Source organism: Streptomyces roseolus, from assembly GCF_014649855.1.
Classification (GTDB): domain Bacteria; phylum Actinomycetota; class Actinomycetes; order Streptomycetales; family Streptomycetaceae; genus Streptomyces; species Streptomyces roseolus.
In genome coordinates, this window is the sequence record NZ_BMTV01000020.1 from 148,155 (window position 1) to 168,895 (window position 20,741).

16 protein-coding genes are annotated in these 20,741 nt (G+C 73.0%); 7 read left to right on the forward strand and 9 right to left on the reverse strand.

All coding sequences use genetic code 11. The annotated features are described in order from the left end of the window. Positions 1–2,239: formate C-acetyltransferase (gene pflB, locus IE245_RS23545; RefSeq protein WP_189950790.1), on the reverse strand; the 2,239-nt coding region annotated here is incomplete at its 3' end. A 175-nt stretch (positions 2,240–2,414) separates the two neighbouring features. After that, complete coding sequence (locus IE245_RS23550) at positions 2,415–3,836, reverse strand: NarK family nitrate/nitrite MFS transporter (RefSeq protein WP_229851461.1); 1,422 nt, start codon at positions 3,834–3,836, stop codon at positions 2,415–2,417. A 254-nt stretch (positions 3,837–4,090) separates the two neighbouring features. On the opposite strand from IE245_RS23550, the gene IE245_RS23555 reads away from it, so the two are divergent. The 3 genes from IE245_RS23555 to IE245_RS23565 all read left to right on the forward strand — a co-directional run bounded on the left by IE245_RS23555 (position 4,091) and on the right by IE245_RS23565 (position 7,276). Beyond that, positions 4,091–5,269, forward strand: a complete 1,179-nt coding sequence (locus IE245_RS23555) for a low temperature requirement protein A (RefSeq protein ID WP_189950792.1) — start codon at positions 4,091–4,093, stop codon at positions 5,267–5,269. Between the two features lie 14 nt (positions 5,270–5,283). After that, complete coding sequence (locus IE245_RS23560; RefSeq protein ID WP_189950794.1) at positions 5,284–6,339, forward strand: P1 family peptidase; 1,056 nt, start codon at positions 5,284–5,286, stop codon at positions 6,337–6,339. 160 nt (positions 6,340–6,499) lie between these two features. Further along, positions 6,500–7,276, forward strand: a complete 777-nt coding sequence (locus tag IE245_RS23565; RefSeq protein ID WP_189950796.1) for a DUF6227 family protein — start codon at positions 6,500–6,502, stop codon at positions 7,274–7,276. Positions 7,277–7,429: 153 nt separating this feature from the next. Here the strand turns inward: IE245_RS23565 and IE245_RS23570 are convergent, their stop codons facing one another. Beyond that, positions 7,430–8,983, reverse strand: a complete 1,554-nt coding sequence (locus IE245_RS23570; RefSeq protein ID WP_189950797.1) for an MFS transporter — start codon at positions 8,981–8,983, stop codon at positions 7,430–7,432. Positions 8,984–9,046: 63 nt separating this feature from the next. On the opposite strand from IE245_RS23570, the gene IE245_RS23575 reads away from it, so the two are divergent. Next, positions 9,047–10,015, forward strand: coding sequence for a helix-turn-helix transcriptional regulator (locus IE245_RS23575; RefSeq protein WP_189950799.1), 969 nt, complete (start codon positions 9,047–9,049; stop codon positions 10,013–10,015). Positions 10,016–10,135: 120 nt separating this feature from the next. Here IE245_RS23575 and IE245_RS23580 read toward each other — a convergent pair whose 3' ends face one another. Continuing rightward, the gene (locus IE245_RS23580) at positions 10,136–11,137 is read right to left on the reverse strand and encodes a sigma-70 family RNA polymerase sigma factor (protein ID WP_189950801.1); all 1,002 of its coding nucleotides are present in this window, start codon (positions 11,135–11,137) and stop codon (positions 10,136–10,138) included. 375 nt (positions 11,138–11,512) lie between these two features. Between IE245_RS23580 and IE245_RS23585 the strand changes: the two genes are divergently transcribed. Next, positions 11,513–12,571, forward strand: a complete 1,059-nt coding sequence (locus IE245_RS23585; RefSeq protein WP_229851462.1) for a questin oxidase family protein — start codon at positions 11,513–11,515, stop codon at positions 12,569–12,571. Between the two features lie 21 nt (positions 12,572–12,592). Here IE245_RS23585 and IE245_RS23590 read toward each other — a convergent pair whose 3' ends face one another. Continuing rightward, positions 12,593–13,381 (reverse strand): dioxygenase family protein, encoded by a 789-nt coding sequence (locus IE245_RS23590; RefSeq protein ID WP_189950803.1) that lies wholly within the window; start codon positions 13,379–13,381, stop codon positions 12,593–12,595. Between the two features lie 153 nt (positions 13,382–13,534). On the opposite strand from IE245_RS23590, the gene IE245_RS23595 reads away from it, so the two are divergent. Next, complete coding sequence (locus IE245_RS23595; protein WP_189950805.1) at positions 13,535–14,047, forward strand: MarR family winged helix-turn-helix transcriptional regulator; 513 nt, start codon at positions 13,535–13,537, stop codon at positions 14,045–14,047. Between the two features lie 39 nt (positions 14,048–14,086). Here the strand turns inward: IE245_RS23595 and IE245_RS23600 are convergent, their stop codons facing one another. Continuing rightward, complete coding sequence (locus IE245_RS23600) at positions 14,087–15,628, reverse strand: MFS transporter (protein ID WP_189950807.1); 1,542 nt, start codon at positions 15,626–15,628, stop codon at positions 14,087–14,089. A gap of 136 nt (positions 15,629–15,764) precedes the next feature. Next, positions 15,765–16,445 carry a TetR/AcrR family transcriptional regulator gene (locus tag IE245_RS23605; RefSeq protein WP_308436627.1) on the reverse strand — a complete coding sequence of 227 codons (681 nt, stop codon included), beginning with the start codon at positions 16,443–16,445 and terminating at the stop codon, positions 15,765–15,767. Between the two features lie 246 nt (positions 16,446–16,691). Here IE245_RS23605 and IE245_RS23610 point away from each other — a divergent pair, with 246 nt between their 5' ends. Continuing rightward, entirely contained in the window at positions 16,692–17,963 is a 1,272-nt protein-coding gene (locus tag IE245_RS23610) for a M6 family metalloprotease domain-containing protein (RefSeq protein WP_189950809.1), read from the forward strand. A 23-nt stretch (positions 17,964–17,986) separates the two neighbouring features. Here the strand turns inward: IE245_RS23610 and IE245_RS23615 are convergent, their stop codons facing one another. Continuing rightward, positions 17,987–19,633, reverse strand: a complete 1,647-nt coding sequence (locus IE245_RS23615) for a class I adenylate-forming enzyme family protein (RefSeq protein WP_189950829.1) — start codon at positions 19,631–19,633, stop codon at positions 17,987–17,989. After that, positions 19,630–20,499, reverse strand: coding sequence for a helix-turn-helix domain-containing protein (locus IE245_RS23620; RefSeq protein WP_189950831.1), 870 nt, complete (start codon positions 20,497–20,499; stop codon positions 19,630–19,632). Before IE245_RS23620 ends, IE245_RS23615 begins: the two co-directional genes overlap by 4 nt. Positions 20,500–20,741 lie beyond the last annotated feature (242 nt).

Consider the following 20,741-nt stretch of genomic DNA (forward strand, 5'->3'; position numbering starts at 1 on the left):
CGTCGAGCTGCTGCTCGCGCGTCAGGCGGACGAAGTTGACGGCGTAGCCGGAGACGCGGATGGTGAGCTGGGGGTGGTGCTCCGGGTGCTCCATGGCGTCCATGAGGACGTCGCGGTCGAGGACGTTGACGTTCATGTGGAAGCCGTCGCTCGCCATGTAGCCGTCGAGGACGCCGGCGAGGTTCCTGACGCGCTCCTCGGGGGTGCGGCCCAGGCCGTCGGGGGTGACCGTGCTGGTGAGCGAGATGCCGTCCTCGGCGTCCTCGTACGGCAGCTTGGCGACCGACAGGGCGGAGGCCACGTAGCCGTGGGTGTCGCGGCCGTTCATCGGGTTGGCGCCCGGGGAGAACGGTTCGCCGGCACGGCGGCCGTCGGGGGTGTTGCCGGTCTTCTTGCCGTAGACGACGTTCGAGGTGATCGTCAGGACGGACTGGGTGTGCTCGGCGTCGCGGTAGGTGGGGTGCTTGCGCACCTTCCTCATGAACTCCTCGACCAGCCCGACGGCGATCTCGTCGGCCCGCTCGTCGTTGTTGCCGTAGGCCGGGTGGTCGCCGTCGATCAGGTAGTCGGTGGCGAGGCCGGTCTCGTCGCGCACGGGGGTGACCCGGGCGTACTTGATGGCGGCGAGGGAGTCGGCGGCGACGGAGAGGCCGGCGATGCCGCAGGCCATGGTGCGGCGGACGTCGCGGTCGTGCAGGGCCATCTCGACGCGCTCGTACGCGTACTTGTCGTGCATGTAGTGGATGACGTTGAGGGCGTGGACGTAGACGTTCGCGAGCCACTCCATCTGCTCGTCGAACGCGGCCATGACCTCGTCGTAGTCGAGGACCTCGGAGGTGAGGGCGCCGGTGGCGGGGCCGACCTGGGCGCCGGACTTCTCGTCGCGGCCGCCGTTGATCGCGTACAGGAGGGTCTTGGCGAGGTTCACGCGGGCGCCGAAGAACTGCATCTGCTTGCCGACGGGCATGGCGGAGACGCAGCAGGCGATGGCGGTGTCGTCGCCGAAGCGCGGCCGCATCAGCTCGTCGGACTCGTACTGCACGGAGGAGGTGTCGATGGAGACCTTCGCGCAGAACTCCTTGAAGCCCCGCGGCAGTCGCGGCGACCAGAGGACGGTCATGTTCGGTTCGGGGGCCGGGCCGAGGTCGTAGAGGGTCTGGAGGTAGCGGAAGGAGGTCTTCGTGACGAGCGGGCGGCCGTCCTCGCCCATGCCGCCGATGGACTCGGTGACCCAGGTCGGGTCGCCGGAGAACAGTTCGTCGTACTCGGGGGTGCGCAGGAAGCGGACGACGCGGAGCTTGATGATGAAGTCGTCGACGAGTTCCTGGGCCTGCTCCTCGGTGAGGAGGCCGGCGTCGAGGTCGCGCTGGAGGTAGACGTCGAGGAAGGTGGAGGTGCGGCCGAGGGACATGGCGGCGCCGTTCTGCTCCTTCACGGCGGCCAGGTAGGCGAAGTACAGCCACTGGACGGCCTCGCGGCCGGTGGTGGCGGGGCCGGAGACGTCGTGGCCGTACGAGGCGGCCATGGCCTTCAGTTCGCCGAGGGCGCGCATCTGTTCGGAGAGCTCCTCGCGGAGCCGGATGGTCTCCTCCAGGGAGCGGCCGCCGGCCGGGAGGGCGTCGAGTTCGGCCTTCTCCTCCTTCTTGACGGCGATGAGGCGGTCGACGCCGTAGAGGGCGACGCGGCGGTAGTCGCCGATGATGCGGCCGCGGCCGTAGGCGTCGGGGAGGCCGGTGACGACGCCGGCCTTGCGGGCGGCGCGGATCTCCGGGGTGTAGGCGTCGAAGACGCCGGCGTTGTGGGTCTTGCGGTAGGTGGTGAAGACCTTCTCCAGTTCCTCGGAGACCGGGTAGCCGTAGGTCTCCAGGGCGCCGGCGACCATCCGCCAGCCGCCGTAGGGCATGATCGCCCGCTTCAGCGGGGCGTCGGTCTGGAGGCCGACGATGATGTCCTTGTCGCGGTCGATGTAGCCGGGGGCGTGGGCGGTGATGGTGGAGGGGACGTCGTAGGAGACGTCGTGGACGCCCCGGGCGCGCTCCTCGGGGAACTTGTCCGTGATCGCCTTCCACACGGCGGTGGTCCGCTCGGTGGGCCCGGCGAGGAAGGAGTCGTCGCCGTCGTACGGGGTGTAGTTCTGCTGGATGAAGTCGCGGACGTCGATGGTGTCGCGCCAGAGTCCGCCCTTGAAGCCCTTCCAGGCCCGCTCGGTCACCGTGGTCTCAGCAGGGGTCGCAGTCACTTTCCCGCACCGCCTTCTTCGGCTCGTTCGATCGCGTCGTCGCTTGCCTTCATTGCACTCCTTCTGATCGATCGTCTGGGGCGGCGTTGGTCACGGGCGGCGGGCCGTAGGTCCTGTTTCCCGGCATGCGGAAAGGCCCCGCCGTGGCGGGACCTTTCGCTGGGGGTGGGGTGGGTCAGCTGGGGGCTTCGGCGCCCTTGCGGGCGTAGAACCACCAGGTCACGACCATGCAGCTGAGGTAGAAGGCGACGAAGCCCCACATCGCGGTGGTGACGGCGACCGAGCCGAAGAGCGCCGGGATGAAGAAGAAGCCGTAGGCGGCCATCGCGGAGGTGAAGCCGGTGACGGCGCCCGATTCCCTTTCGGCCCGCTTGAGGGCCTCGGCGTGCTCGGGGGTGCCTTCGGTGAGGCCCTTCAGGTGGGTGCCGCGGAAGATGACCGGGATCTGGCGGAAGGTCGAGCCGTTGCCGATGCCGGAGAAGAAGAACGCGGCGAGGAAGCAGAGGAAGAAGCCGCGGAAGTCGCCGCCGTCGCCGCCCGAGGGCAGGAAGGTGGTGACGCCGACGATCGAGAGGGCCATGCCGGCGAAGGAGAGGAGGGTGACCCGGGCGCCGCCCCACTTGTCGGCGATCCAGCCGCCGGCCCAGCGGGCGAGCGCGCCCACGGCCGGTCCCATCCAGGCGTAGGTGGCGACCGAGTGGTCCGGGAAGGTGGTCTTGATCAGCATCGGCAGGGCGGCGGCGAAGCCGATGAAGGAGCCGAAGGTGCCGACGTACAGCCAGGTCATCAGCCAGTTGTGCTTGCGCGTGAAGATGACCTTCTGCTGCTTGAAGGGGGTGGAGGCGACCTTCAGGTCGTTCTGGCCGAACCACGCGACGGCGGCCAGGACGAGGACGACGGGGACCCAGACGAAGGCGGCGTTCTGGAGGTACACGGGGGTGCCGTCGGCCTTGTGCTGGGCGGAGCCGATCGCGATCGTCGACCAGGTGATGACGATCGGGGTGAGGAGCTGTACGACGGAGACACCGAGGTTGCCGAGACCGCCGTTGATGCCGGTGGCGCTGCCCTTCTTGGCCTTCGGGAAGAAGAAGCCGATGTTGGCGAGGGAGGAGGCGAAGTTCGCGCCGCCGATGCCGCAGAGGGCGGCGATGACGACCATCACCGTGTACGGGGTCGTCGGGTCCTGGATCGCGATGCCCAGCCAGATCAGCGGCACCACGAGGACGACGGTCGACAGGGCGGTGAACCGCCGCTGGCCGATCATCGGGCCGAGGAAGGTGTAGAGGATCCGGGCCGTGCCGCCGGTCAGGCCGGGGACGGCCGTCAGCCAGAAGAGCTGCGAGGTCGAGAAGGCGAAGCCGACGTCCGCGAGGTCGGTCGCGGTGACCGACCAGACCTGCCAGACGACGAAGGCGACGAGCAGCGCCGGGACCGCGATCCACAGGTTGCGGTTCGCGACCTTCCTGCCGATCGTCTTCCAGAAGAGCTCGTTCTCCGGCTCCCAGTCGGTGATGGCGCGGCCGGGGCGGTACTGCTCCGTGTCGTACGAGGCGGGTGTCCCGCCCGTGGTCCTGCTGCCCTGGACTACGGAACTCATGGCGCTTCCCTGACTTCCCTGACGTTTACGAGCCTTTTCGGGGCTTCTTCCTTGCCTTTCCAGGCTGCTCCCCGGGTTCTGTGGGCAGCAGTGCCGATGGTCGGGAGGAGGGCGGGCGTAGGTCGGCTCCGGGGGCGGCCTTAGGTCCCGGGGGGAGGGGCGGGCCGTCGGGGGTGCCGCCCGGTGGTCGTACCGTTCCGCGTGGCCGGGGAGGCGGCGGGCGTGGTTGTGCCGCGCTGTGCTGTGCTGGGGCGATGACACGACCTTTTCTGCCGCTCACCGCACGCTCCCGTGGGGAGGCGCACCGGACGGCGACGCCTCTGGAGCTCTTCTTCGACCTGTGTTTCGTGGTGGCCGTCGCCCAGGCGGGCGCGTCGCTCGTGCACGCGGTCGCCGAGGGGCACGCGGGTGAGGGCGTCGCGAGCTACGCGATGGTGTTCTTCGCGATCTGGTGGGCGTGGATGAACTTCTCCTGGTTCGCCTCGGCCTACGACAACGACGACGTCCTGTACCGGGTGGTCACGCTCGTGCAGATCGCGGGTGTGCTGATCCTCGCCGCCGGGGTCTCCCGGGCCTTCGAGGAGCACGACTTCCTCGTGGTGTACCTGGGCTATCTGGTGATGCGGGTGGCGCTCGCGTCGCAGTGGCTGCGGGCCGCGCGGCACGCCTCGTCGGCGGAGGAGCGGGCGATGTGCCGGCGGTACGCGGGCGGGGTCCTGGCCGTGCAGGTCGGCTGGCTGGCGCTGCTGTTCGTGCCGGAGGGGGCGCGGCCGTGGGTGTTCCTGGTGATGGCGCTGGCGGAGCTCGCGGTGCCGGTGTACGCGGAGAGGGTCGCGCCGAGCACCTGGCATCCGCATCACATCGCGGAGCGGTACGGCCTGTTCACGATCATCGTGCTGGGCGAGTCGGTGGCGGCGGCGACGGTGGCGGTGAAGTCGGGGGTGGTGGAGAACGACGCGCTGAACGAGCTGCTGCCGATCGCGGCGGGCGGGCTGCTGATCGTCTTCGCCGCGTGGTGGGTCTATTTCGTGGTGCCGGCGCACGATCGGCTGACGGACAGCCGGCAGGGGTTCCTGTGGGGGTACGGCCACTATGTGATCTTCATGTCGGCGGCGGCGATCGGGGCGGGTCTGGAGATCGCGGTGGAGCAGGCCGTGGGGAAGGCGCACATCAGCACGTTCGCGGCGTCGGCGTCGGTGACGGTGCCGTCGGCGGTCTTCCTGTTGTCGGTGTGGCTGCTGCACGCCCGGTACTTCAAGGTGGGCCTGGCGCAGCAGGCGGTGCTGCCGGGGGCGTCGCTGGCGATCCTGCTGTGCTCGTTCGCGGGCCGCTGGGCGGTGCTCGCGGCGGGGCTGGTGGCGGCGGTGGCGGTCGTGGTGGGCGTGACGCTCACCGCACGGAACCCGGTCACCGGGACGGCCCGCCCCTCCTGAGGTAGGAAGGGGACATGACAGCCGATCCGCTCTCGTCCGACGGAATCACCGATGTGCCCGGCGTGCGGGTGGGGCACGCGCGCGTGACGGGGGCGGGGGCGCTGTCGGGGACGACGGTGGTGCTCGCGCCGGAGGGCGGGGCGGTGGCCGCCGTGGACGTGCGGGGCGGGGGGCCCGGCACGCGGGAGACGGACGCCCTGGACCCGAGGAACCTGGTGCAGCGGATCGACGCGCTCGTGCTGACCGGCGGCAGCGCGTACGGTCTGGAGGCCGCCGCCGGGGTGATGGCCTGGCTGGAGGAGCGGCGGCGCGGGGTGCGGGTGGGGCCGGATCCGGCGCACGTGGTGCCGGTGGTGCCGGCGGCGTGCGTCTTCGACCTGGGCCGGGGCGGTGACTTCGCGGCCCGTCCGGACGCGGCCACGGGGCGGGCGGCGGTGGCGGCCGCGGCGGCGTCGGGGGACCACGCGCGCGTGGCGACGGGGGCGGTGGGGGCGGGCACGGGTGCGGTGGTCGGCGGGGTGCGCGGCGGCGTCGGCACGGCGGGCGTCCGGCTGGGGTCGGGGGTCACGGTCGGTGCCCTGGTGGTGGTGAACGCGGTGGGCTCGGCGTTCGACCCGGAGACGGGGGTCCTGTACGGCAGCCTCTTCGGGGGCGGCGGACTGCCGGTGCCGCCGCCGGCGGCGGTGCACGCGGCGGCGGTCCGGCGGCTGGCGGAGGCCCGGGCGGCCTCCGTGGCGCCGCCGATGAACACGACCCTGGCGGTGGTCGCGACGGACGCGGCGCTGACCCGCGCGCAGGCGCAGAAGGTGGCGGGGACGGCGCACGACGGGATCGCCCGGGCGATCCGTCCGGTGCATCTGATGAACGACGGCGACACGGTCTTCGCGCTGGCCACCGGCGCCCGTGAACTGCCCGCGGCGCCGGGGCCGCTGGCTCTGAACGAGATCCTGGCGGCCGGGGCCGACCTGGTGACCCGGGCGATCGTCCGGGCGGTCCTGGCGGCGCCGGGCGGCCGGCGGGGGCCGGGCGGTGACTTCCCCTCGTACGGTGAGCTGTACGGCGGGGTGTAGGCGGCCGTACTTCCGGCGACGACAGGGGAGTTGGGGGCTCGCGGGGGCGGGAACTTCCGTCGCCGGTACCTCGTTTTCCGTAACCCCGACCCCGTTGTCGGACCCAGGGACTACGTTAAGCAAGCACCAAGTGACATGCGGCGACGGCCTGGAGACCCTCTTGAACGATCCGCGGGATCACCTCGATCCGTACGAGACGACCGAGACGCACGTCGAGCGGCTCCTCGGCCGGGCGCTCAACTCCTTCGACCTGCCCGACGCGATGGTGGAGCGCCTGGAGTCGGCGCTCGCCCACTCCACCGCGCTGCACTCCTCGCACCACAGCTCCACCCTGAACCGCACCACCTACCGCCACACGTATCTGCTCGCCGACGGCAGCGCCCTCGTCCTGTGGGAGCTCGTGCACAACGCGGGCCGGGACGGCGCCGAGCAGCACGAGCTGTACGCGGAGGAGACGGAGGCCCGGCTCGCCGCGTCCCGGCTGCCCTCGGGCCCGCTGCCGGAGTGGACGGTGGAGCGGGCCGACGGGCGTCCGCTCGACGAGGACGACGACCTGGCGGCGCTGGGCGCGCTCCTCGCCCGTCCGATACCGGCCCAGCCCCGGATGTACGTGCCGGACAACTCGGCGGACCACGCCCGCCGCGTCCTGCGGCGCGCGGAGAACGGCGACCGGCCCGGCGAGCGGACCGCCCGCCGGCTGCGGATCGCCTTCGCCCACCACATCACCCAGGTCTTCGGCCGCAACTGCCCGGTGGAGGGCGGCCGGGACGCCGGCTTCACCCTCTACGAGCACCAGTTCCTGCTGCTCGACGGCAGTGAGCTGAGCCTCTGGGAGGTCGAGCACACGGCCACTCCGGACGGGCGGCACATGTGCGAGGTGTACGAGACGGAGGCCGCGGCCCGGGGTGCGATGGAGGCCCGCTCCCGGGTCCGCTGAGCCCGGGTCGCCCCGGGGTGCCGCCGGACCCCGCGCCGCCGGCCGTCGGACCACCCCGGTACGGCGAAGGGCCCCGGTACGGCGGGCCCCGGTACGGCGAAGGGCCCCGGTCTCGGGAGACGGGACCGGGGCCCTTCGGGACGGGACGGAGGGTCAGGAGGCGAGCGCCGGGGCCTTCTCCACCAGGCCGTCCGGCTCGGTGCCGTCCGTGTCGTCGGCGTCTCCGCCCTCCAGGTGCTGCTTCGGGCGGGCCGGCAGGGCGAACATCACCAGGAAGATGCCGGCGAGGACCACCGCGACCCAGCCGAGGGAGTTGCGGAAGGCGTCGACGAAGGCGTCCGTGACGTCCGCCGGGGCCTTGGCCGGGCCCCGGTCGTCGATCACTCCGAAGAAGACCACGGAGACCAGGCCGAGACCGATCGCGTTGCCCATCTGGCCCGTCGTGTTGATCAGGCCCGACGCCGAGCCCGCGTGCTCCTTCGGGACCTCCGACAGCACCGCGTCCGTCAGCGGGGCCACGATCAGGCCCATGCCGAGGCCCATCACCACCAGCGCCGGGATCATCTGCCAGGGCGAGATGCCCGCCTCGTACCGGCCCGCGAGGAAGAAGTAGAGCAGGATGCCCGCGACCATCGTCAGCGCGCCCGTCTGGAGCACCTTGCGGCCGAAGCGCGGCACGAGGAGCTGGACCGACAGGCCGGCCGCCACCGAGACCGCGATCGAGAACGGCACGCCGGTCAGACCCGCCTTGAGGGCGCTCCAGCCGAGGCCGATCTGCATGTAGAGCGTCCACACCAGGAAGAAGACGCCGAGCACGATGCCGAACGTGAGCTGGACGGCGATGCCCGCGGCGAACGACTTCACGCGGAACAGCGACAGCTCGACCAGCGGGGAGCCGTCCTTGCGCGTCTTGTACCGCTCGTACGCGACGAGGACGCCGAAGACCAGCGGACTGGCCGCCATCATCAGGTGGCCCCACAGCGGCCAGTCCAGCTCCCGGCCCCGGGTCAGCGGGTAGATCAGCAGGAGCAGCGCGGCCGTGACGAGCACGACGCCGACCAGGTCGAGGCGGAGCGCCTTCGGCGCCTTCGACTCGATGATGTACTTCCGGCCGAGGAGCAGGGCGGCGACGCCGACCGGCAGGTTGATCAGGAAGATCGGGCGCCACTCCAGGCCCGCGATGTTCCACTCCGTGAGCAGCGCGCCGAGCAGCGGGCCGGAGACCGCGCCGAGGCCGACGACCGCGCCGAACAGGCCGAAGACCTTGCCGCGCTCGTGCGCGGGGAAGGTGACGTGGACGATCGACAGCACCTGCGGCACCATCATCGCCGCCGCCGCGCCCTGGAGGAGGCGGGAGGCGACCAGCATCTCCGGGTTCGCGGCGAAGCCGCACAGGGCGGAGGCGAGCGTGAAGCCCGCGGTGCCGAGGAGGAAGAGCCGCTTGCGGCCGTAGATGTCGCCGAGGCGGCCGCCGGTGATCAGGCCGGCGGCGAAGGCCAGCGCGTAGCCGGCGGTGATCCACTGGATCGCGCCGAAGTCGGCGCCGAGGTCGTGCTCGATGCTGGGGATCGCGATGTTCACGATCGTGGCGTCGACCAGGTCCATGAAGGCGGCCGTCATGACGATGGCCAGGGCGATCCAGCGTCTGCTGTCCCCCGCGGTGGTGCTGTCCGCCCCCGTGGCGGCTTCGGTCTCGTGTGCGCTCATGGGGAGAACCATAGGAGTGATGTAGGTCAGCTTGCGTCCTATTTCTGGAGCATGCTGGTGGGCATGACGGACACCCCGGCACGACTCCTCACCCTGCTCTCCCTCCTCCAGACCCCGCGCGAGTGGCCCGGCAGCGAGCTCGCCGAACGGCTCGCGGTCTCCGCGCGCACGATCCGCCGCGACATCGACCGGCTGCGGGAGCTGGGCTATCCCGTGGAGGCGACGAAGGGGGCGGTGGGCGGCTACCGGCTCGTCGCCGGCGCGGCGATGCCGCCGCTGCTCCTCGACGACGAGGAGGCCGTGGCCATCGCCGTCGGACTCCGGGCCGGGGCGGGGCACGCCGTCGAGGGCGTCGAGGAGGCGTCGGTACGGGCGCTGGCGAAGCTGGAGCAGGTGCTGCCGGCGCGGCTGCGGCACCGGGTCTCCACGCTCCAGGCGGCGACGCTGCCGCTGACCCGGGGGGACGGGGCGACCGTCGCGCCGTCCACGCTGACGGCGCTCGCCGGCGCGGTCACCGGGCACGAGCGGCTGCGGTTCGGGTACCGGGCGCGGGCCGGGGAGGAGTCGAAGCGGCTGGTCGAGCCGTACCGGCTGGTGTCGACGGGCAGCCGGTGGTACCTCGTGGCGTACGACCTCGGGCGCGAGGACTGGCGGACGTTCCGGGTCGACCGGGTGTCGGATCCGCTGGCGACCGGCGCGCGGTTCGCTCCGCGGGAGCTGCCGGAGGGGGACGCGGGGGCGTACCTGGTGCGGTCGATGGCGCGGGCGTACGGGGAGGGGGAGCGGGAGGTGGAGCTGGACGTGGAGTTCGCGGCGCCGCTGGAGAAGGTGGTGGCGGTGCTGCCGGCGCACCTCGTGCCGGTGGCGACGGGACCGGAGTCCTGCAGGTTGCGGGCCCGCGTGACGGAGTCCGTCGACTGGCTGGCCGTGCGGCTGGCCGTGCTCGGCCTCGACTTCACGGTCCACGGGCCGGCCGGCCTCCGCGACCGCCTGGGCCTCCTGGCGACCCGCCTCGCGAACGCGACCCGCTGACGCGCCGGCGGGGCGGTACCCGCACGTGCGCCTGGACCCGCACCCGTACGGAGCCGTACATCGGGTGCGGGTCCAGGCCCGGAAAGGCTGGGGGCCGGGCCCCGAAGCCGGGGCCGGGGGTCACGCCACCGCGTCGAAGCCGGTGTCCCGGGCCATCTTCTTCAGTTCCAGGAGGGCGTGCTTCTCGATCTGGCGGATGCGCTCGCGCGTGAGGCCGTGTTCCTTGCCGACCTCCGTGAGGGTGCGCTCGCGCCCGTCCTCGATGCCGTACCGCATCCGGATGATCGACGCGGTGCGGTGGTCGAGCTTGTCGATGAGGTCGTCGAGCTCCTCGCTGCGCAGGAGGGTGAGGACCGACTGCTCGGGGGAGATCGCGGAGGTGTCCTCCAGCAGGTCGCCGAACTGGGTCTCGCCCTCGTCGTCCACCGACATGTTCAGCGAGACCGGGTCGCGCGCCCAGTCCAGGACGTCCGTGACCCGCTCCGCGGTCGAGCCCAGCTCCTCCGCGACCTCCGCGGGCTCGGGCTCGCGGCCGTGTTCGCGGTTGAACTCGCGCTGGACGCGGCGGATCCGGCCCAGCTCCTCCACCAGGTGGACGGGGAGCCGGATGGTGCGGGACTGGTCGGCGATGGACCGGGTGATGGCCTGGCGGATCCACCACGTGGCGTACGTGGAGAACTTGAAGCCCTTCGCGTAGTCGAACTTCTCGACGGCGCGCACCAGGCCCGCGTTCCCCTCCTGGATCAGGTCGAGCAGGGGCAGCCCGCTGCGCGGGTAGCGCCGGGCCACGGCCACGACGAGCCGCAGGTTGGACTTGATGAAGAGGTCCTTGGCGCGCTCGCCCTCCGCGACCAGCGCTTCGAGCTCCTCGCGGGTCGCCCCGCCGGCCTCGCTCTCGGCCTCGCCGTCGAGGATCTGCCGGGCGTAGACGCCCGCCTCGATGGTCTGGGAGAGCTCGACCTCCTTGGCGGCGTCGAGCAGGGGCGTGCGCGCGATCTCGTCGAGGTACATGCCGACCAGGTCGCGGTCGGCGATCTCCCCGCCCACGGCGCGAACGCTGCTTGCCCGGCCGTCCCCGCTCTTGGCGGTGGACTGACGACGGGCGACGGCACGGGTTGCCATGCGTGCTCCCTTGCTGAGGTAGGTCGCGACACCCTTGCGGGTGCCCTGCATCCGACGGAAACAACGACCGGAATCGGGACAGAATTCCCAGGGGGCTCAGGATTTTCGCGATCATGCAGTATGCTGCGCGGCTCCCGACCCGCCCGGCGGACCGCCGTGTGCGTGGATCCGCAGGTCAGAGCGCCGCCCGGGGTGCCTCCGGGAGGTCCGACCTCGCTGTCGGTGAGAGGGGCGTCACACTGTCGGGCTTGTCTTCCCCCGCTTGCCCCGTTCTTCTCCTACGACGCCCTCCCCCGGTCCCGGGTTGCCTCGGTCCCGGGGTGTAGGTCGCTCGGCCGTTACCCGGCGCGCCCTTCCCGGCCTACCGTCCCGCCCATGGACAGGGACATGAGCGCGGACAGGGACAGGGAGACGGACACGGCCGCGGACACCACCGGTGTCCTCGACGAGGCTCTCGAACGGCTCCACTCCACCGGCCCGGAGCGGCGCGGGTGGCTCACCAATCACGCGCCGATGGCGGTGGAGGCACTGGCCCGGCACGGGCACGCGGCGGCCGTGCACCGCTGGCTGGACGGGTACGCGCCGAAGCTGGAGGAGGTGCCGGCGGCGTACGCCCCGGTGACCGCCGCGAACTGGCGGGAGGCGCTCGGCGATCCGGCCCGGATCACGGACTGGACCCGCTTCTTCGGCCGCGAGCTGGCGGACCGGCCGTGGCGGGAGGTCCTCGCGGAGTGGTGGCCGCGGCTGCTGCCGGGCATCGCGGGCGGCGCGACGCATCCGGTGATCCGCACCGGGCACGCCGTACGGACGCTGCTCGCGCCCGGCGGGGAGACGGCGCCGCGGCGGGCGGAGCTGGCGCACGCGCTCGGCTACTGGGCCGCCCGTCACCAGCCGCTGCCGCCGCTCGCGCCGCTGGCCGCCGCCCCGGACGCGGCCGCCGCGCTCGCCGCCGTACCGCCGGTCGCGGTGCAGGAGGGCGGGATCCGGGAGCGGCTGGCGCAGCTGACGGCCTTCCCCGTCTGGGGCGGGGCCGCCGGCCCCGAGGAGGCGCGGGCGCTGCTCGGGGAGCTGGTGGCCGCGGCCGTGCACCGGTACGCGACGCACGGGCACGGGGAGCCGGTGATGCTGGTGCACGCGGCGACGGCGCCCAACGCGGTGCTGCGGACGCTGCCCGCGCTGCCCCGGGACCTGTGGGTGCCGAGTCTGGCGGCGGCGTGGGCGGCCTCGGCGGCGGTGACGGCCGCGTACACGCCGCGGGAGGCCGCTCCGTACGCGGGGACGGATCTCGCTCCGGGGGAGGTGTTCGCGCGGGCGGCGGCCCACGGCGACGACCACACGATCAAGTTCACCGACACCGCCCTCGACGTCGGCGGGCCGGTGGCGCTGGCCGCCGCCGTCCGGTCGGTGGAGCTCAATCCGCCCGCGTACGGGTAGGGCAACGGGTCCGGGCGGTGCTCAGCCGAACTGGACCGAGCGCTTCGCCAGGCCCATCCAGAAGCCGTCGATCACCGAGCGTCCGGCGTCGAGGTCGCCGGCCGCGTCCGCCGCGCCCAGGGTGACGAACAGCGGGGCGAAGTGCTCGGTGCGGGGGTGGGCGAGGCGGCCGGCCGGGGACGTGTGCGCGAAGTCGAGGAGGGCGTCCACGTCCCGGGCGGCGAGGGCCTCGCGGCCCCAGGCGTCGAACTCTGCGGACCAGCCGGGCACGCCGCCGCCGGTGTGGCGGAGGGCGGCGAGGTTGTGGGTGAAGAAGCCGCTGCCGACGATCAGCACGCCCTCGTCGCGCAGCGGGGCCAGCTTGCGGCCGATGTCCATGAGCCGGCGCGGGTCGAGGGTGGGCAGGGAGATCTGCAGGACGGGAATGTCGGCGTCGGGGTACATCTCGACGAGGGGGACGTACGCGCCGTGGTCGAGGCCCCGGTCGGGGATGTCCTGCACGGGCGTGCCGGGCGAGCGGAGCAGCGCGCGGACCGACGCGGCGAGCCGGGGCGCGCCGGGGGCGTCGTACCGGACCCGGTAGTAGTGCTCGGGGAAGCCCCAGAAGTCGTACACGAGGGGGAGGGTCTCGGTGGCGCCGAGGGCGAGGGGGGCCTCCTCCCAGTGGGCGGAGACCATGAGGATCGCCCGGGGGCGGGGCAGCCCGGCGGACCAGGCGGCGAGCTCGCCGGGCCAGACGGGGTCGTCGGCGAGCGGCGGGGCGCCGTGGGACAGGTAGAGCGCGGGCATCCGGTCCTGCGTGGCGGTCATGGAGACGCCTCCTCACTCCGGCGGAAGAGTTCGACAGACGAGCCCCTGGGGAGGGCCCGGGAGAAGAGTGCGGCAGCGAGAGGTTCTTGAAACTTCAAGCTGTCTCCCGAAGCGTAAACCTACATAGTTCAACTTTCAAGGACGGGTCGTACGATGGGTGACATGGGAGACAGGACCGAAACCGGACCCCGCTGGCTCAGCGACGGCGAACAGCGCGTCTGGCGCTCGTACCTCCACGCCACCACGCTCCTGGAGGACCACCTCGACCGCCAGTTGCAGCGCGACGCGGGGATGCCGCACGTCTACTACGGCCTGCTCGTCCAGCTCTCCCAGGCCCCCCGCCGGCGGCTCCGGATGACCGAGCTCGCCAGGAGCGCCAAGATCACCCGCTCCCGGCTCTCGCACGCGGTCGCCCGCCTGGAGAAGAACGGCTGGGTCCGGCGCGAGGACTGCCCCTCCGACAAGCGCGGCCAGTTCGCCCTCCTCACCGACGAGGGCGTGGAGGTGCTGCGGCGCACCGCTCCCGGGCACGTGGAGGCGGTGCGGCAGGCGATGTTCGACCGGCTCAGCCCCGAGCAGGTGGAACAGCTCGGGGCGATCATGCGGGTGATGGCCGAGGGCCTCGAACCGACGGGCCCGGACGCGGACCTGCCCTGGCTCCGCTGAGCGGGACCAGGGCAGGAGCGCACCGGGGGGACCGGGGGGTCAGTGGGCGATGACGGGGACCTTCACCTCGTCGTCCGCCCCCGCGCCGGAACCGGCGACCACGCCCGTGTCCGGCTTGCCGGTGGTGATCAGCACGGCCGCGATGGCCGCGGAGACCGCCAGGATGCCGACCGCCCACCAGATCGCGGCGGTGTAGCCCTCGACCATGCCCTGGAGCTGGAGCAGCTTCTGGGCGGCCGGGGTGGTGGCTCCGGCCGCGTGGTCGGTGAGGTACGCGGTCGTCGCCGAGGCGGCGATCGTGTTCAGCAGGGCCGTGCCGATGGCACCGCCGACCTGCTGCGAGGTGTTGACCATCGCGGAGGCCACACCGGCGTCCTTCGCTTCCACGCCGTGCGTCGCCAGCGACATGGCCGGCATGAACGCCGTGCCCATGCCGAGGCCGAGCAGCAGCTGGGCGGGCAGGATCAGACCGGCGTACGAGGTGCCGACCTCCAGCTGCGTCAGGAGCAGCATGCCGACGGCGGCGGTCAGGAAGCCGGGGGCCATGAGCAGCCGCGGCGGGACCCGGGTCATCAGCCGGGTGCCGATCTGGGTCGAGCCGAGGATCATGCCCGCGATCATGGGCAGGAACGCGAAGCCCGTCATCACCGGCGAGTAGCCCTTCACGACCTGCAGGTAGTAGGTCAGGAAGAGGAAGAGGCCGAACATCGCGATGACGGCGAGGCCGAGGGAGAGGTAGACGCCGCCGCGGTTGCGGTCGGTGAGGACGCGCAGCGGCAGCAGCGGGCTCCTCACCTTCGCCTCGACGAGCACGAAGGCGCCGAGCAGGACGACCGAGCCGACGAACATGCCGATCGTGCCGGCGTCGCTCCAGCCCTCGGACTCGGCGCGGGTGAAGCCGTAGACGAGCGCGACCAGGCCCAGGGTGGAGAGGACCACGCCGGGGACGTCGAGCGCGGAGCGGTTGCGGCCGCCGGCCGGCTCGCGGATCACCAGGTACGCGCCGACGGCGGCGACGACGGCGAACGGGATGTTGACGAAGAAGGTCCAGCGCCAGTTCAGGTACTCGGTGAGGACGCCGCCGAGGATCAGGCCGACGGCGCCGCCGCCGCCGGCGATCGCGCCGTAGATGCCGAAGGCCTTGGCGCGCTCCTTGGCGTCGGTGAAGGTCACCGCGAGCAGCGAGAGCGCGGCGGGCGCGAGCAGCGCGCCGAAGGCGCCCTGGAGCGCGCGGGCACCGAGCATCATGGCCTCGCCGGTCGCGGCGCCGCCGAGGGCGGACGCGGCGGCGAAGCCGATCAGGCCGACGACGAAGGCGCGCTTGCGGCCCCAGAGGTCGGCGATGCGGCCGCCGAAGAGCAGCAGGCCGCCGAAGGCGAGGGCGTAGGCCGTGATGACCCACTGGCGGTTGCCGTCCGATATGCCGAGGTCCTGCTGGGCGGAGGGGAGGGCGATGTTCACGATGGTCGCGTCGAGCACGACCATCAGCTGGGCGAGGGCGATGAAGACGAGCGCCTTCCAGCGGCCGGGATCGGGCCGGGAAGCGACCGTCGACCGGGGAGCGCCGGCGGTTTCGGGCATGGGGGTGGCCACCTCTTGGTGCGTAAGTGAAGAAAAAGGACGTTCTGGAAAAGTCCGGGGAAGCCGTCAGGTCTCGGCGAAGAAGTTCGGGGAGCTCTCGGGAGGGGAGTCCCGAAGGCTCAGCGGGGGCCCGCCGTCACGCGTCTCGTCGCAGGTCTCCCAAGGTCGCCGGCGCGCCCTCCAGGGTGGAGCGGGCGGGCGCCTCCAGGCCGTCGAGGAAGATCTGGAGGTGGCGGTGGACGAAGGGGGCGAAGTCCTCGCAGCCGCTGCCCGGCAGGGGCCGGGTCAGCTGGGAGACGCCGATCATGAGGTCGGCGACGGCGATGTCGGCGCGGAGCCGGCCGGCCTCCCGGGCCCGGCGGACGAGGCCCTCGACGGCCTCCTCCAGCCGTTCGCGCTCGACGACCAGGTCGGGATGGTCCTTGTCGAAGGCGCCGTCGAGCATCGGACAGAGCGCACCGACCCGCTCGTCGGCCGCCTCGTGCGCGAAGCGGCTGACGGCGGCGAAGGGATCGCCCTCCTCGGCGGCCGCACGCTCGGCCCGCTCGACGAGCCGGCCGAGGATCGAGAGGACGACCTCGTGGACGAGCTCGGGGCGCTCGGGGAAGTTCCGGTACAGCGTGGCGTTGCCGACGCCGGCCCGGCGCGCGATCTCGTCGTAGGGCACGGCGCAGCCGAACTCCACGAACATCTCGCGGGCCGCCGCCACCAGCCGCTCGCGGTTGCGCAGCGCGTCGGCGCGGGGCCGGGGCACGCGGCGCGCGGGGGTCTCTCCCGCCGCGCCCCGGTCCTCGGGGGCTTCTCCGTCGGTGCGGATCACGCCACGACCTCCTCAGCCTTTCGGAGCCATCCGGGGAAAGAGTCCCCACTTCGTCGGACTCCCTTCTAAACGGGGAAGGAATCCCCAGTTATTTCGCCCGCTTCCGTGACCTGGGTCACATGCGCACCGGGTGCGCGGATACCCACGATCGGTCCACCCGGCGCGCGCCCCCGCCCCGCTCCGCCCAGGCTGATCGCACGGCACACCACGCCGCTGACCTGGCCCCGACCGGAAGGCGACCGCATGCAGCACACCCGCCGGCGGATACGCGGACCGGTCGCCCTCGCGGCGACCTCGGCCCTCCTGCTCACCGTGCTCGCCTCCGCGAGCACCACGCTCCCCGGGCCCGCCCCGGCCTCGGCCGGCCCGGTGGCCGCCGCGCCGGACACCACCCGGCTCGGACCGTGCCGCATCGCCACCACCCTGGGCGTGCAGATGTCGGAAGGGCTGCCGACCGCCCCCGGGTACGCCCCCTCCACCGGCCGGATCCGCGCGCTGACGCTCATGGTCGACTTCCCCGACGCCCGCGGCGAGGGCACGGCGATGGCCCGCTTCCGGGAGTTCTTCCCGCAGACCTCCGACTGGTTCCGGGTCAGCTCCTACGGCCGGCTCCAGTACCGGCCCGAGACCCCGATACCCGACTGGCTGCGGATGCCGCGGCCGTTCTCCTCGTACGGGATCGAGCGCGGCGCCCCCTACGAGCCGGGCTACCGCTCCTTCGTCGAGGACATCGTGAAGGCGGCCGACCCGAAGGTCGACTTCAGCGCCTACGACCTGGTGAACGTCCTGGTCACGCCGAACGCCGGCCCCTCCGCCCTCGACACGGTCCTCTCCGTGACCTTCTCCGGGAACGACGACGCCCCCTACGCCGACGGCGTCCCGCTCGCCAACACGTCCTTCGTCTACAGCCGCCAGGACGACGGCTCCGGCAGCTACCCCGAGACCGGCTACCGCGTCCTGCCCCACGAGAACGGCCACGTCTTCGGCCTGCCCGACCTCTACACCGCCGACGGCGGCGGCACGGTCGGCCACTGGGACATCATGTCCGAGGACTGGGGGGCCAACAACGACCTCCTCGGCTGGCACAAGTGGAAGCTCGGCTGGCTCGACGACGACCAGGTCCGCTGCGCCTCCGCCACCGGCACCAGCGAGCACCTGCTGACCCCGCTGGCCCTCGCCGGCGGCCCCAAGCTGGTCTTCGTCCCGCTCTCCGACACCACCGGCTACGCCGTCGAGGTCCGCACCCGCGAGGGCAACGACGACGCCGTCTGCGAACCGGGCGTCCTCGTCTACCGCGTCGAGGCCGACGTCGACACCGGCCACGGCCCCGTCACCGTCGCCGACAGCGACCGCGCCAGCGGCGGCTGCACCCGCCGCCCCAACGTCCACGCGGAGCTCTCCGACGCCCCCTTCCGCCCCGGCGAGACCTTCACCGACCGCGCCCACGGCATCCGGATAGGCGTCCTCGACGAGGACCCGGCGGGCAACTACCGCGTCCGCGTCAGCAGGGGCTGAACCCGCGGGGACCCGCCCCCGGCTCAGCCCCCGAGGGGCGCGAGCAGTCCCCGCAGCTCGCCCTTGAGGACCTTCCCGCCGCCGTTCCGCGGCAGCGGCCCGTCCCGTACGACCACGTGCGCGGGCACCTTGAACGCGGCGAGCCGCTCCCCCACGTGCGCGCGCAGCTCCCCGGCCCCGGCCGCCGCCCCCGGCCGGAGCCGCACGACCGCCCCGACCTCCTCGCCGAGCAGCGGGTGCGGCACCCCGACGACGGCCGCGTCGACCACGTCCGGATGGTCCTGGAGCACCCCCTCGACCTCCACGCAGTACACGTTCTCGCCGCCCCTCACCACCATGTCGGTGAGCCGGTCGACGATCGACACCCGCCCGTCGGCGTCCATCCGGGCCAGGTCGCCGGTGCGGAACCAGCCGCCGGGCACGAACGCGGCCCGGGTCGCCTCCTCGTTCCGCCAGTAACCCCGGAACAACGACTGCCCGCGCACCCACAGCTCGCCGACGCCGTCGGCGCCCGGCGCCTCGATCCGCGCCTCGGTCGCCGGCGACGGCCACCCCACGCTCCCCGGGAGCTCCCGGTACGCGGCCCCCGTGTGGGCGAAGATCCCGCCGCAGGTCTCGGTGAGCCCGTACCCGTTCCGCGGCTGGATCCGCTCCCCGTACGCCTCCGCGAGCCCGGCCGTGATCCCCGGCGGGGCGGCCGCCCCGCCGGTGCTCAGCTGCACCAGGGACTCCAGCGGGTCACCGGTCTCGCGGGCGAGCGCCAGCAGCTGGAGCGCGGTCGCCGGCACGCCCGCGTAATGGGTGACCCGGTGCTCCCGGATCAGCTCCAGGGCCCGCCGGGCGTCCCACTTCCGCATCGTCACCAGCGTCCCGCCGCCCGCCATCACGCCGTACAGCGCGGTGAACGCGGCCACGTGGAAGAACGGGTACGTCATCAGCGACACGACCGGCGCCCCGCCGCCCGGCCGCTCCCCGCGCGCCACGGCGGCCGCCGCCGCGAAGTAGCGCGGGTGGACGGCGGCCCCGGCCTGCGCGAGGTGTGTGGCGACGGCCCCCTTCGGCCGGCCCGTCGTCCCCGAGGTGTAGAAGATCGTCGCGTCGTCCTCGCCGGTCACCTCGACGTCGGGCGGCCCGGCCAGCGGATCGTCGTCGGCCTCGTACGCGACGAAACCGGGCACGGCACCGGCATCCGGCCGCGCCCCGCTCCCGAAGACGATCCCCGGCACCCCGGCCGCCGCCGCCCACGCCCTTACGCGCTCCGCCCGCTCGCCGTCCACGAGCAACAGCCGGGGTCCGCAGTCGTCCAGCGCGTGCGCGAACTCCGCCTCCCGCCACCAGGAGTTCAGCGGCACGGCGACGAGCCCCGCCAACTGCGTCGCCCAGAAAGCGACCTGCCACTCCGGCACGTTCCGCATCGCGACGACCACCCGGTCACCGCGCCGCAGCCCGTACTCCCCCACGAGCCGACGCGCCAGGCCGCAGGCCTCGTCGAAGAACCGCCGGTAGGTGACGGCGCCGTCCTCGGAGACCAGGAAGTCCCGCTCCCCGAACGCCCAGACCGCCTCCACGAACTCCCGCAGCGTCCGCGGCCCCCGGACGTACGCCCCGTCCCGCGCCTCGAACGGCCCCCCGGCCGCGCTCAGCCGCCCGACCTCCTCCCTCACCGTCACCGGCCCTCACCCGACATCGCGGGATGGAGCGTGGTGGACAGCAGCCGGAGCGCCGCCTCCGCCGGCGAGTCCTCCGGGGCGGTGTACACGAGCATGCGGTGACCCGTGCCATCGCTGAGCCGCAGGTTCTCGAAGTCCAGGGTGAGCGCCCCCACCACCGGGTGCCGCAGGGCCCGCGAACCCGTCGTGCAGTCCCGCACCGGGTGCTCGGCCCACAGGTCCGCGAAGTCCTCGCTCTGGATCATCAGCGAGCCGATCAGCTCCGCCAGCGCCCGGTCCTCCGGGCAGCGCCCGGCCACCAGCCGGAGCGCGGCCAGCGCGATCCGGGCCTCGTCCCGCCAGTTCACGTACAGGTCACGGGTGTGGGGGTCGAGGAACAGCATCCGGGTGAGGTTCGGCCGGTTCTCCGGGTCCTCCGGGCTCGCCGGGTCGAGGTGGCCGGCGAGCAGCGCGTGCCCGAGCGCGTTCCACGCCAGGACGTCGTTGCACCGGTCCAGGACGACCGCCGGCACGTCCGGCATCCCCCGCAGCAGCCTGCGGGTCGTGTCCCGCACCCGCTCCGGCAGCGACGACGCCACCCGGTGCGTCCGCGGCGGACGGGCCAGGTTCCGCAGGTGCGTGTGCTCGTCCGGGGTCAGCCGCAGGGCACGCCCGAGCGCGTCGAGGACGCTGTCCGAGGCGTTGGTGCTCTGCCCCTGCTCCAGGTGCGTGTAGTACGTGATGCTGACCCCCGCGATCAGGGCCAGCTCCTCGCGGCGCAGCCCCGGTACCCGACGGCGGCCGTGCGCCGGCAGCCCGACGTCCTCGGGCCTCAGCTGCGCGCGGCGGTTGCGGAGGAATTCGCCCAGGGCGGTGGGGGTGTCCATGGCCCCAGTGTGCCGGGAGGGCGGGCGGAAAGGGGAGCGGAAGGTGGCCTTGTGAGTGCTAGCTTCCGCGGCGCTGGCGAAACCACGGGGCTGGGTAACGCGCCCCGGCCGCAGCAGAGTCGTTTCCGGAAGGCCCGCCGCGGCCGTTCCCCCTTCACCTCACCGGAAAGGACTGGTTGGTCATGTCGGTTGTCGAGAGTGCGCGTCCGGGTCCGGACGCGAGCGTGTCGGCGAGTGGTGGT

Excerpts from the sequence above, each read along its gene's own strand:
- IE245_RS23610 (WP_189950809.1), top strand. The coding sequence starts at position 16,692 with ATGCAGCACACCCGCCGGCGGATACGCGGACCGGTCGCCCTCGCGGCG.
- IE245_RS23595 (WP_189950805.1), top strand. The coding sequence starts at position 13,535 with ATGGGTGACATGGGAGACAGGACCGAAACCGGACCCCGCTGGCTCAGC.
- IE245_RS23550 (WP_229851461.1), bottom strand. The coding sequence starts at position 3,836 with ATGAGTTCCGTAGTCCAGGGCAGCAGGACCACGGGCGGGACACCCGCC.
- IE245_RS23560 (WP_189950794.1), top strand. The coding sequence starts at position 5,284 with ATGACAGCCGATCCGCTCTCGTCCGACGGAATCACCGATGTGCCCGGC.
- IE245_RS23580 (WP_189950801.1), bottom strand. The coding sequence starts at position 11,137 with ATGGCAACCCGTGCCGTCGCCCGTCGTCAGTCCACCGCCAAGAGCGGG.
- IE245_RS23570 (WP_189950797.1), bottom strand. The coding sequence starts at position 8,983 with ATGAGCGCACACGAGACCGAAGCCGCCACGGGGGCGGACAGCACCACC.
- IE245_RS23575 (WP_189950799.1), top strand. The coding sequence starts at position 9,047 with ATGACGGACACCCCGGCACGACTCCTCACCCTGCTCTCCCTCCTCCAG.
- IE245_RS23620 (WP_189950831.1), bottom strand. The coding sequence starts at position 20,499 with ATGGACACCCCCACCGCCCTGGGCGAATTCCTCCGCAACCGCCGCGCG.
- IE245_RS23585 (WP_229851462.1), top strand. The coding sequence starts at position 11,513 with ATGGACAGGGACATGAGCGCGGACAGGGACAGGGAGACGGACACGGCC.
- IE245_RS23600 (WP_189950807.1), bottom strand. The coding sequence starts at position 15,628 with ATGCCCGAAACCGCCGGCGCTCCCCGGTCGACGGTCGCTTCCCGGCCC.
- IE245_RS23555 (WP_189950792.1), top strand. The coding sequence starts at position 4,091 with ATGACACGACCTTTTCTGCCGCTCACCGCACGCTCCCGTGGGGAGGCG.
- IE245_RS23590 (WP_189950803.1), bottom strand. The coding sequence starts at position 13,381 with ATGACCGCCACGCAGGACCGGATGCCCGCGCTCTACCTGTCCCACGGC.